At 69.1% G+C, this 12605-nt stretch carries 7 protein-coding genes; all 7 read right to left on the bottom strand.

Annotation, left to right across the window (positions count from 1 at the left end; translation table 11 throughout):
* Positions 1-167: 167 nt before the first annotated feature.
* The gene (locus tag L5G32_RS13025) at positions 168-461 is read right to left on the bottom strand and encodes a WhiB family transcriptional regulator (protein ID WP_237011492.1); all 294 of its coding nucleotides are present in this window, start codon (positions 459-461) and stop codon (positions 168-170) included.
* Between the two features lie 387 nt (positions 462-848).
* Positions 849-2837: an ATP-dependent helicase gene (locus tag L5G32_RS13020; protein ID WP_237011641.1), complete on the bottom strand. Its 1989-nt coding sequence runs from the start codon at positions 2835-2837 to the stop codon at positions 849-851.
* A gap of 395 nt (positions 2838-3232) precedes the next feature.
* Positions 3233-3490, bottom strand: a complete 258-nt coding sequence (locus L5G32_RS13015; RefSeq protein WP_237011491.1) for a mycoredoxin — start codon at positions 3488-3490, stop codon at positions 3233-3235.
* A 30-nt stretch (positions 3491-3520) separates the two neighbouring features.
* Entirely contained in the window at positions 3521-4426 is a 906-nt protein-coding gene (gene nudC, locus L5G32_RS13010) for an NAD(+) diphosphatase (protein ID WP_237011490.1), read from the bottom strand.
* The gene (locus L5G32_RS13005) at positions 4426-5487 is read right to left on the bottom strand and encodes a potassium channel family protein (RefSeq protein ID WP_237011489.1); all 1062 of its coding nucleotides are present in this window, start codon (positions 5485-5487) and stop codon (positions 4426-4428) included. Before L5G32_RS13005 ends, nudC begins: the two co-directional genes overlap by 1 nt.
* A 22-nt stretch (positions 5488-5509) precedes the next feature.
* Positions 5510-9166, bottom strand: a complete 3657-nt coding sequence (locus L5G32_RS13000; RefSeq protein WP_237011488.1) for an ATP-dependent helicase — start codon at positions 9164-9166, stop codon at positions 5510-5512.
* The gene (locus L5G32_RS12995) at positions 9159-12530 is read right to left on the bottom strand and encodes an ATP-dependent helicase (RefSeq protein WP_237011487.1); all 3372 of its coding nucleotides are present in this window, start codon (positions 12528-12530) and stop codon (positions 9159-9161) included. Before L5G32_RS12995 ends, L5G32_RS13000 begins: the two co-directional genes overlap by 8 nt.
* Between the last annotated feature and the right edge of the window lie 75 nt (positions 12531-12605).

Below are 12605 nucleotides of genomic sequence, written 5' to 3'. Positions count from 1 at the left end.
CCCGTTTCGTTTGTGTGACAGGTGAGGGGCGGACGGATATTGTCTGCTCGGCAGTCCTCGCCGCCTCGCCTAGCGGCTCGGAGGCTGCGGAGGGCTCGCAGACAATATCCGTCCGCCCCTCACCCACTTCCGTATCGGTATCGGTCTCGATCGCCCGCCCGGCCGCACTAAGGAGCGGGATTCTTGCGGGGGCGGCCGCGGGGACGCTTACGGGCGACGACGACGCCTCCGGAGAAGATCTCGCCTCCCCACACGCCCCACGGTTCAGCGTTCTCGAGGGCGACTTCGAGGCACTGCGCGCGGAGCGGGCACTCCTGGCAGAGGGCTTTCGCCTGCTCGAGACTGCTGGGCTGTTCGGCGAACCAGAGGTCGGCTTCGGCGCTCTGGCAAGGGAGTTCGATCTCTTTTCGTCGGATCGTGTTCTGCGACAGAATGTTTCGGGACAACGTGGGGGTACTCATGGAGTCGGGCTTCCTCATCGGGTGATGAACGGGTGTTCTCTCTGGTGAACCCCGGCCGACTCGATCGATGAACGAGTAAGGCCACGGTTCGCTTTCCGCGTTCCCGTGGCCTCGTCAGTTCCGTGCTAGCTCGTGACTAGGTGGTGCGGAACGGCTGTCGCCAGCCGGGACGGGCATCGGGGAATCGCTTGCGTTCGCGTGCGACCGATCCTGCGGTCGCGGTGGCGTCGAGAGCCACATGCCAACTGTTGATCATTTCGCGTTCCTCCCTTCCGTCCATGTCTGCACCACACGCCGAGCTAGGCGTGTCACTTACTCGAACTACTGTATGTGTGCGCCGCACGCCGCACAACCTATTTTCTACCTGCAGTTATGCTGACTTCTTCGTCACCCGAAGAGGCTGTCGTCGACGACGCTGAGGACTTCAGCTCCGATGGCGTCGGTCCGCTCGGCCCCGAAGCCGCGGACGGCGGCGAGTTCGGTGAGCGTGGACGGGAGTTCGGTGGCTATCCGCCGAACCATCATCGTGCTCATCACGTTGACCGGCGCGATGTCTTGTCGTTCCGCGTATTCGGCGCGCCACGCCGTCAACGCTTTCAGGACGTTGCGGTCGGGTTCCTGCCCTGGCTCCTGGAGTTCGCTCACCGACGGCGTCGGGAGCAGCCCGTCGAGGAACTGTGAGCGTTTGCGCGTCGCGCGTCGTCCGTCGCCGCGGGACAGACTCCACGACAGATGCAGGTGCTCGCGCGCGCGGGTCACTCCGACGTAGAACAGTCGGCGCTCCTCTTCGATCTCCTCGCGAGTGCCGGTCGCCCGCCCCAACGGAACGGAGCCCTCGTGGAGGCCGGTGAGGAACACGGCGTCCCATTCCAGTCCCTTCGCCGCGTGCATCGACGACAGCGTGATGCCGTCGACGACGAGCGCGTGCTTCGACTTGGAACGGATGTCGAGTTGTTTGACGACCTCTGCGAAGTCGGCGGAAGGCCGCTCGGCGACGATCCCCTCGACGATCTCGACCAGCCGCAGCAACTGTTGCCATCGGGCCTTCGCGTTGGCTCCCGCAGGCTCGGTCTCGGTGAGCCCGACAGCGCTGAGTGCGCGACGGACCGCGTCGACCACCCCCATCGGCGGCGGTGGTCCTTCGGCGAGACCGGCGAGCCTGCGCATCGCGGCGGCGATCTCGGGGCGGGCGAAGAAGCCCTGATCGCCGCGCACCTGGTAGTCGATGCCGGCCTGCGACAGCGCTTCCTCGTACTGCTGCGACTGGGCGTTCACCCGGTAGAGGATGGCGATCTCCGTCGGCGCGGTGCCCGCGCGGAGAAGACGTTTGCATTCGGCGACGACGCGTACCACTTCACTCTCGGCGTCCTCGTTCTCGACGAACACCGGTTCCGGACCCGGCTCGCGTTGGCCGACGAGTCGGAGCCGGGTGCCCGCGATCCGGCCGACGGCGTTCCCGATCACGCGGTTGGCGAGGTCGACCACTTCGGGCGTCGACCGGTAGTCGCGTTGCAGACGGACCAGTGCGGCCTCGGGGAAGCGACGGGTGAAGTCGAGCAGATAGTCGGGGGTGGCTCCGGTGAAGCTGTAGATCGTCTGGTTGGCGTCGCCGACGACGGTGAGGTCGTCGCGCTCCCCCAGCCACGCGTCGAGCAGGTTCTGCTGGATGGGCGTGACGTCCTGGTATTCGTCGACGACGAAACTGCGGTAGCGGGTCCGGAACTCCTCGCCGATCGACGGCTCGGCCTGCAGGATCATCGTCGTATAGATGATGAGGTCCTCGAAGTCGAGGAGTCGGTCGCCGTCCGGCGAGACTTTCGCATCCTCGTAGGCGGCGAACACTGCGGCGACCGTTCGCGCGTCGCTCGGCAGATCGCGGTGTCCGGCTTCGGCTGCCGCCGGATAGTCGGCGGGCCCGAGATTCGACGATTTGGCCCACTCGATCTCGGACGCGAGATCGCGAACGAGGTCACGGTCGGCGGAGTCGAGCCCCGCGTCCCGTGTGACGCGGGCGACGAGCCGGAACTTGTTGTCGAGCAGTTCCCACCGCGCAGATCCCATCACGCGCGGCCAGAAGTACCGCAGCTGTCGGAGCGCCGCGGCGTGGAAGGTCTGCGCGACGACGGCCCCGTCCGGACCGGACACCCCGAGCCCGGCCAGTCGTTCCCTCATCTCTGCCGCGGCACGCGCCGTGAACGTCACGGCCAGCACCTGGCTCGGGTTCACCTGGCCCGATTCGATGAGGTGCGCTATCCGCCGCGTAATGGTCCTCGTCTTGCCCGTCCCGGCGCCCGCGAGCACACACACCGGTCCGCGCGGCGCCGTCACCGCCGCGAGCTGTTCCGGGTCGAGGCCTGCCAACGCTCCGGTTCTCATGTCCGTCATCACCGTCACGTCCCGACACTCTCATGTACGTCCGACAACTTGGTCCTTCGTGCGTTTGGGGATGCGGCTCCGGGGTTTCGACTCGCTCCGCTCGCTCAACCAACTACAGGGGGCCCGCGCTCAACCAACTACAGAGGACCGCGCTCAACCAACTACGAAGAGTCTGCAGTCAACCAAGGTGAGGGGCAGCGACGCTCGACCAGCGGCAACTCTCTCACGCAGGAAAAGACGCCAGGAAAACAAGCGCAAATAGAACGCGCTACAGCGAGAGACGGCGAAGCGGGTGGGCGCGGAGATGCTTTCCGAGCCCTCCGCAGTGAGGAGCCGCTAGGCGACGAGCGAGGACTGCCGAGGAAAGTATCTCCGCGCCCACCCGCGCCGTGAGACTAGAGCAACCCTAATTTCGACATAACCTCGCCCACAGCGGGATTCGTCGCCGTCGAACCGTCGGCGTACAGCACCGTCGGCACTACGTGGTTTCCGCCGTTGACGGAGCCGACGAACTCTGCGGCGTCGGGGCTCGCTTCGATGTCGATCTCGGTGTAGTCGACGTCGTTGCGGTCGAGTCCGGCTTTGAGGCGACTGCAGAACGGGCACCAGCTGGTGGTGTACAGGGTCAATGCGGGATTCGCTGCTTCGCTCATACCGTCAATCCCAACACATCGCGGGTGTCGTCACGAGCGCGGGGCGCGGGCCCACGATTCGATGAGGCTGCGAGCGATGGAGATCGAACCGGGCAGCATGAGCGGGACGTCGGGGTCGTCGACGCCCCAGTCGAGATTCCGTTCGAGTGCGGCGAGCACGTCGTCGCGGTGGAACCATCGGGCTTCGCCGAGTTCTCCGTCGAGGAGTTCGATCGGCTCGTTCGGGTCGCCGACGGCTTCGAATCCACACATGAGCGAGCGCGGGAACGGCCACGGCTGCGAGCCGAGGTATCGCGGGCTGTGCACGGTGATGCCCGCTTCTTCGGCGACTTCGCGTTGCACGCACTGCTCCAGGGACTCGCCGGGTTCGACGAAGCCTGCGAGGGTGGAGAACCACTTGTCGGGCCACACGGTCTGGCGGCCGAGGAGGACGTTGTCGCCGCCGTCGTGAACCACCATGATGACGGCGGGGTCGGTGCGCGGGAACTCGTCGGCGCCCGCGTCGTTGCGCATCAGCCAGCCGCCTTGTGCGGGAGCCGCCGAGGTGCCGTCGACCGGCGAGTAGCCGGCTTGGCGGTGCCAGTTGAGCATGCCGAGTGCGGTGGCGAGAAGCCCGGCCTCGTCGTGGGAGAGTCGGTGCGCGCCGGTGCGGGCGTCCGCGGACTCGCCGCCCACTTCGTCGACGCGGACCGCCCACCGGTAGCCGTCGGCATCGCCGAGGAACAGCGCGCCCGCGGGCGGCTGGTCGCCGTCGGCGACGTCCCAGGCGATGGCTCCGTCGTCACCGACCGGGTAGCGCCCCTGATGGTCGACTCGCAGCACCTCGGCTCCCGCCCATGCCTGCGCGAGACGGTCGGGGTGTTTGCGGATCTGGTCGGCGCGATCGTACGAGGCACGCCCCAGCATCGGTGGCTCGATGAGTTCGAACGACGCCATCAGGCGGGGCCTCCTTGTCGGACGTAGAGGAGTCGGTCGCCGACTTCGATCGCTTCGACTTCGGCGTCGCCGACCCGGTACAGCTTGCCTTCGCGGACGACGCCGAGGACGAGATCCTTGGTGTGTGCGGGCGAGCCGCCGGATTCGGACGGCTCCACTTCGCGTTCGGCGATCGCGTAGCCCTCTTCGGGGCTGAGCAGGTCTTCGACGACTTCGACGACGGACGGGGTGATCGTGGCGATGCCGAGGAGTCGGCCCGCGGTCTCGGAGGACACGACGACGGAGTTGGCACCGGACTGGCGCATGAGGTGGGTGTTCTCGGCTTCGCGGATGGAGGCGACGATCTTGGCGCGCGGGTTGATCTCGCGCGCGGTGAGGGTGGCGAGGACCGCGGTGTCGTCGCGGTTGGCTGCGATGACGATCGCGGCCGCGTACTGCACGCCCGCCAGGCGTAGGACGTCCGACTTGGTGGCGTCGCCGCGGACGGTGACCAGCCCGTGGGCCGCGGCTGCTTCGAGCGCTGCGGTGTCGTTGTCGACGACGACGATCTCGGCGGGCTTCCCGCCGTCCGCGATGACCGCGTCGACGGCGGTGCGGCCCTTGGTGCCGTAGCCGACGACGATGGTGTGGTTGCGCACGCGGTTCCTCCAGTTCTGGATCTTGATGGCCTGCCGGGAGCGTTCGGTGAGGACTTCGAGGGTCGTACCGATGAGCACGATCAGGAAGAGGACGCGCAGCGGGGTGATGAAGATGACGTTCACCAGGCGCGCCGACTCGGTGACCGGCGTGACGTCGCCGTAGCCGGTGGTCGAGAGCGTGACGGCCGAATAGTAGAGGGCGTCGAGGTAACTGAGGGCCGTGCCTTTGGCGTCGCGGTAGCCGCTGCGGTCGAGGTAGACGACGATCGAGCAGACGAACAGCGCGAGCAGCGCCCACAGGATTCGTTTGCCGATCGCACGGCCGGGACTCTGCTCGAGTTCCGGGATTCGGACGACGCCGACGAGCGCGTAGTCGGGCTCGTCTACCAGGCCGCCTTTCCGGCGGCGCAGTCGTTTGCGCACAGGCTGAGGCTACTGCATTCGGCTACTGATTGACCCAGGCCGGGGCGTGTCCGGCGAGCATCGTCGCGAGCTGGTCGGCGTCGGGCAGAGCGTCGGGTTCCAGGGTGTAGTCGTGGCGGACGTAGACGAAAGCGGCACGGACCCGGTCGAGGTCGACGTCGGCCAGTTCGGCCCACGCGAGTCGGTACGCGGCGAGTTGTACGAACAACGCGGCGCGTTTGGCCGGTTCGGGGACGGCCCCGGTCTTCCAGTCGACGACGAGCCAGTCGTCGCCGTCGCGGAACACTGCGTCCATCCGGCCGCGGACGACGGTCTCGCCGATGACGGTCTCGAATCCCACTTCGACGTCGACGGGTGTCCGGTCGGCCCACGGGGAAGCGAGGAACTTCTCGCGGAGGACGGCGAGGTCGTCGTCGGCGACGTCGCCGGTCGCGGCGTCGGCGGCGCCGGGGAGTTCGTCCATGTCGAGGAGTCTGGCTGCACCGAATCGGCGTTCGAGCCACGCGTGAAACGCGGTGCCGCGTCGTGCGAGCGGGTTGGGTCGGAACGGGACCGGGCGTCGTAGCCGGGCAGCGAAGGCCTGTTCGTCTGCGTCGAGTTCGACGAGTTGACTCACCGACATGTGCCCGGGCAGTGCGACGTCGACGACGGGGTCGGAGTCCCGGGCGTACTCGTCGAGGAGGACGGTCACTTCGTCGCGCCAGGCGAGGACGTCGGAATCGTCGGTCGGTGCGTCGTCGACGGTGAACAGTCCGTCTGCGGCCCGGGCTGCGGCCACGAGGTCGGCGGCTGCGGCCATCGGGGCACGTCGGTCGCCGAGTCGGTCGACGGGCCAGGCGACGGCGACCTGTTGTTCGACGAGTGGATTGGATTCGCCGGGTTCGGGTTCGGGCGCGTCGACGTCGATCGAGAAGGCTGCAGGCTCTATTCCGGAGATGGTCCCGTCTGCTGCCCCGGCGACGAGTTCGGCGATCTCCCGATAAAACGGCGACCCGCCGCGGGGCTTGTCGCCGGTCTCGGACCAGTGGTGGGCGGAGACGAGGAGGGTGTGTTTGGCGCGCGTCAACGCCACGTAGAGGAGTCGCCGGTCTTCGTCGAGGCGGCGTTCGGCGACGGCAGCCTTGTGGTCGTCGATGGCGGTCTCGAGTTCTTTGCGATCGGCAAGGCCTGCGAGGTCGATCGGCGGATAGCCTTCGCCGCCCGGCTCGTCGGCGAGGTCGCCGCGCAGTGACGCCGGGAGCTCGCGAGCCGATCCGAGCCAGGTGGTCTCGGCTTTGCCGCTCGGGAAGATCCGGTCGGCGACGTGCGGCAACGCCACGACGTCCCATTCGAGGCCTTTGGCTGCGTGGACGGTGAGGATCTGGACGCGTTCTTCGGCCACTTCGACGCGGCCGGCTTCGAGTCCTTTCTCGACGGCTTCGGCGGTGTCGAGGAAGGCGAGGAGTCCGGGCAGGGTGGCGCCGGAGCGTTCGGCGTAGTGGGTCACGTAGTCGGCGAACGCGTCGAGGTGTTCGCGACCGGTGACGCGTCCACGCATGCGGCGCGCCCGGATCTGGGCTTCGACGGCGACGCCGATGGTCTGTTCGACGTCGGCGACGAGTTCGGGCAGCGGTTGCCCGATCCGTCGACGCAGGCCTTCGAGCTGTTTCCCGAACGCGGTGATGCGTTCACGCCCGGCCGCGCTGTACCGGGAGGGGTCGCCGGGATCGGCGAGCGCGTCGCACAGGCCCGCCGAGTCGACGGTCTCCCCTGGGAGCGCGGCGTCGAGGGCTTCGCCGAGAGCGTCCGGGGTGGCGACGGCCCCGGTGGTCGGGGCTCCGCTGCCTGCCGCGAGTTCCCGCGCCCGTCGCCACAGCGCTGCGAGGTCGGCGGCGCCGAGCTGCCAGCGGGCGCCGGTCAGGATCCGCATGGCCGCGGTCCCGGCCATCGGGTCGGCCATCAGCCGGAGGGTGGCGACGATGTCGGTGATCTCGGGGACGTGCAGCAGTCCGCCGATGCCGACGACTTCGGCGGGGATCCCGCGCCGTTCGAGTTCGGCGGCGAGCGGCGCGGAGTCCTCGTTGCGGCGCACCAGGATGGCCGTGGTCGGCGGCGGAACGTCGTCGCGTTCGGCCGAGCGGTAATAGTCTTCGATGCGGTCGGCGATCCATTCGCGTTCGGCGACGACGGTATCGGTCAACGCGACCCGGACGGTTCCTGCGGGTGCGTCGGGTCGGGCGCGCAGCACGCTGACGGGGACGCCGCGTCGGCGGAGTTCCTGGGACGTCTCGTTGGCAAGGTGGAGCGCGGCCTGACAGTTGCGCCAGCTCGTCAATAGTTCGCGGCGGCGCGCCCCGGTTCCGTCGTTGCGCGGGAAGTCGAGCGAGAAGCGCGGCAGGTTGGCTGCCGACGCGCCGCGCCACCCGTAGATCGACTGGATGGGGTCGCCGACGGCGGTCACGGCGATCGCCGGTGTCCCGGTCGGTTGGACGCCGCCGAACAGTTTGGACAGCAGGATGCGCTGGGAGTGCCCGGTGTCCTGGTACTCGTCGAGGAGCACCGCGCGGATCCCGGATCGTTCGGCCGCCACGACCTCCGGGTGGGTCGCGACTAGGCGGGCCGCCAACGACATCTGGCTGCCGAAGTCGAGGGCGCCTTGCGCGGTCATGGCGTCTCGCAGTGCGATGACGAGTGGGATCAGTTCGCGGCGTTCGTCGATGACGGCCTGGTAGTTGCGGAGCGCCTTGCTGGGCTCGTCCTTCTGCCGCGGGCGTTTGGGCAGGGTGTCGATCAACTCGTACAGGTCTTGGGCCGCGGCCTGGAGATCCTCGACGTCGACGAGGTGCTCGGCCATCTCCGAGTAGAGGCGCAGCACGGCTTCGGTGACCGACGACGGAACTTTGGTCGTGGTGAGTTCGCCGGGCCAGGTTGCGACGACGGAGAACGCCAGCTGCCACAGTTCGGTCTCACTGAGGAGCGTCGACGTGGGCTCGACCGGCAGCAGAAGACCGTAGTCGGCGATGAGTCGTCCGGCGTACGCGTGGTACGTGCTGACTTCGGCGTCGGCGCTGCGCAGCCTGCTCGCGAGCGTGCCGCTCGGATCCCATTCGAGGAGTGCTGGACTGCCGGACAGCATCGACAGTCGACGCCGGATGCGCGCGGCGAGTTCGCTGGCGGCTTTCCTGGTGAAGGTGAGGCCGAGGATCTCCTCGGGTCCGACGAGTCGGTTGGCGACGAGCCACACCACGCGGGACGCCATGGTCTCGGTCTTGCCCGCTCCGGCGCCCGCGACGACGAGCATCGGCTCCATCGGAGCCTCGATGACCTCGACTTGCTCGTCGGTCGGCGGCGGCAGTCCGAGCGCCGCCGCGATCGACCGCGCCCCGATCCGCCTACCGCCGTCGTCGCCGCCGCCGGTCGAGCTCCCCTCCCCGCTGGTCGAGCTCCCTTCCCCGCTGGTCGAGCGAAGTCGAGACCCCTCCCCGCCGGTCGAGCTCCCTTCGTCGTTGGTCGAGCGGAGTCGAGACCCCTCCCCGCTGGTCGAGCTCCCCTCCCCGCCGGTCGAGCGGAGTCGAGACCCGTCCCCGCTGGTCGAGCTCCCTTCCTCGCCGGTCGAGCGGAGTCGAGACCCCTCCCCGCCGGTCGAGCGGAGTCGAGACCCGTCCTCGCCGGTCGAGCGGAGTCGAGACCACTCAGTCATCGGTGACCGCCTTTCCGCGCAGCTGAGCCGGGCACGCCGCGTGCAGCGAGCAGTGCCCGCATCCCGAGTTCGGGGTCGCCTCGAACGCCGGTCCGACGCTCGAGGCGGCGGCTCGGCGGACCACGCCGAGCCATTCGTCGACTTGTTCGGGCGTCAACGGCGGCTGTAGCCGTTCGGCGGCCCCGGTCTTCTGGTTCGCGGAGTTCACGTAGACGAGGCGGCCGCCGCCCGGCTCGGTTTCGGGCACGCCGTCGACGCCGCCGAGGAGCAGCGCTAACTGGTAGGCGGCGAGCTGCGGATGCTCTTGTGCGTCGGCGACGCTGATGACCGACTTCCCGGTCTTCACATCGACGATCACGGGTCGTCCGGCGTCGTCGGTCTCGAGCCGGTCGATACGTCCGACGAGGCGGACGGCCATGTCGTCGGGGTCGCCGGGCGGCAGGTCGGCGGACAGTTCCACTTCGACGCCCGCTTCGGTGAGTTCGGACCGCGATGTCCGCAGCCAGTCGCGGAAGTGGGTGAGCATCGCTTCGGCGCGTTCGAGTTCCCGCGCCGAGTACCACTGTGCGGGCGAGGCCACTCGTCCCCACACCTCGTGGAGCGCGGAACTGACCTCTTCGGGGCTCATCCGGCCGGCGACGGCCTGCACGAGCGTGTGCACGAGCGTGCCGGTGACGGCTTGTTCGGCGTCGCCGTCTCGCCCGCCGTGGCGTTCCATCATCCACCGCAGCGAGCACCGGGTGAGTGCTTCGACGTTGGAGGGCGACAACGACCGCGCTCCTCGGTCGGGTGTCCACAGCGGTTCCTCGGTGCTCGGTCCGACGAGGCCGAACCATTCGGCCGGGTCGGCGCCCGGCACGCCTGCTTGGGCGAGCTTCGCGAGCAGGGACGCCGCGGACGACGTCCGTTCGTCTGGTTCGGCCGCGTCTCCTGCGAGTACGGCCTCGGTGCCGGTGACGACGGATGCCCGCAGGTCGGCGACCAGCGACGGCAGGGACAGCACGCGGTCGACACCGGGGTCGAGGGGCACCTCGTCGGTCGGCTCGTCGCCGGCCGGGTCGTCCCCGTACCCGCCGAGTGCATCGGCGATCTCGGGGATGAAGCGGGACGGCGAGGCGTCGCCGGTGCCGTCTTCGACTGCGGTCACCAGCAGTTGCGATCGTGCGCGCGAGCAGGCGACGAGCAGGAGTCGTCGTTCGTCGGCGAGCATCACCGAACCGCGTGAGATCGAGTCGATGGCGTCGGCGTCGACACCGTCGAGCAGGTCGAGCAGCGCCGGTGTGTGCAGGATGCTGCCGCGGCTGCGCAGCGACGGCCACAGACCGTCGAGCACTCCGGGCACCGCGACGACCTCCCACTCTCGGCCGGATGCGGCATGCGCGGACAGGACTGTCACGGAGTCGGACGCGGCGACCGTGACCCGCGATTCACGCGGGATCTGCAGTTGTCCGAGGTAGTCGACGAATCCACCGAGGGACGCCGACGGAAGGTTATCGGTGAACGATCCGGCGGCCTCGAACATGGCTAGCATCGCGTCGAGGTCGCGGTCGGCTTGATCGCCGCTGCGCCCGCCGCGCAGTGAACGCGCACGCCACCGCCGTTCCAGACCGCTCGCCTGCCACGCGCGCCACAGCGTCTCTTCGACGCCGACGCCCGACTGTTCGGCGCGTCGGGCCGCACCGATCACCTTCGTGACCTGTTTGAGCGGCAGACCTTCGAAGTCGGTCATCGACGTCAGATAGTCGGCTGCGACGTCGTCGGAGGTGAGCGCGAGCGCCAGCGATGCCAATGAGTCCCGGTCGACGCCCGCAGCGTCGTCGATGCGCCGCACCCCGCGACGCAGTCGGCGCAGCTGTGCCGGATCAGCGGAGCCGATGGGCCCGGAGAAGAGGGCGATCACTTCGTCGCCGTCGATCTCCTCGCCGGCGGCGAGCCGCAGCGCTAGCGCGAAGGTCTGGACCGCTCGCTGCCGGTGGATCGGCACATCGCTCGTCGGTGTCGCCATCGGGACTCCGGCGGACGAGAACGCGCGACGCAGAGCAGGCAGTGCGCGCGGCACCGACCGCACGATCACCGCCATCTGCGACCACGGCACGCCGCCGAACAGGTGGGCTCGCCGCATCATGTCGGCGACGGCGGTCGCCTCTTTCGCGTCCGAGGAGAACACCCGCACGCTCGCGTGCCCGTCCCCCTGCCGGTCGAGCGGAGTCGAGACCCCATTCCGCTGGTCGAGCGAAGCGCCGTCCTGAGCAAGCGGAGCGCGTCGAAGGGTCGAGACCGCAACCGGATGCGGCCGAGCTCCCGGCAGACGCGAGATGAGTGCGCGCACCACCGTGTTGACCTGTGTGCTCCCCCGGTGGTCCACGTCGAGGACCACATCGCGCACTCCGTCGGCGGCGAGCTCGTCGGCGAACCGTGGGCTGGCGCCGCGGAATCCGAACACCGACTGATCGGTGTCGGCGGCGACGACCACCGAGTCGGCTCCAGTGCCGACTGCTTCGACGAGGCGGGCGGCCTGCGGGTCGAGGTGTTGCGCGTCGTCGACGAGGAGATGCCGGATCCGCTGACGTTGCGCGGCGAGCAGTTGCACGTCCGTCGCGAACGCCGACAGGGCCGATCCGATGAGTTCTGCCGCGTCGACGGCGGTCGCGCTCGCGAGCGGAGCGTCCAGGCCGACGGCCCCGCGCAACAGCGTCCCCTGCTCGTACTGGAGGTACGCGTGGCCTGCCGCGACCCACTCCGGTCTGCCGTACCGACGCCCCATCTCGGAGAGGTCTTCGGGGCCGAGGCCGCGTTCGGCGGCCCGCATCAGGAGGTCGCGCAACGCCTGCGCGAATCCGTCGGTGGTCAGCGCCGGACGCAGGGACGACGGCCAATAGCCTGCACCGTCTTCGACGTCCCCCGCCAGGAGCTCGCGGAGCACCACGTCCTGTTCGGAGCCGGTCACCAGTCGCGGCGGCGGGTTGCCGTGCGACTGCGCCTGCAACCGCAGGACGGCGAATGCGTAGGAGTGCACGGTCCGGACGAGGGGCTCGCGCAGCGCACCGCCGAGTCTGCCCCCGGCGGACAGGACCCGTCGGGTGATCTCGTCGCGCAACGCGGTGGCCGCCCGGCGGTTCGCGGCGAGCACCAGCACCGACTCGGGGGCGACGGCTGGATCGACCAGCCGTGCGACGGCGGCGTCGACCAGTAGAGCGGTCTTCCCGGTCCCCGGACCGCCGTGCACGCGGTACGGATGCCACGGGCGCGCAGGATCGGCGGTGTGCGGTCCGACGATCAGCTCACGAGCGTCCTCCGGCCACCCGCGATCGACCGGACCGACGTGGGTCGGCGCGGCGACGAGTCGCGTGTTCGGGCGGGCCATGCACACATGGAACCACGCGCCTCCGACAGCGCTCGCGCGGACGTCAGGCTGTCGGTGGCACGTCCTAGACTCGAC

The sequence above is a fragment of the Gordonia zhenghanii genome (genome assembly GCF_021738965.1).
In the GTDB taxonomy this organism is placed as follows: domain Bacteria; phylum Actinomycetota; class Actinomycetes; order Mycobacteriales; family Mycobacteriaceae; genus Gordonia; species Gordonia zhenghanii.
This window is presented reverse-complemented; position numbering and strand designations above follow the sequence as displayed.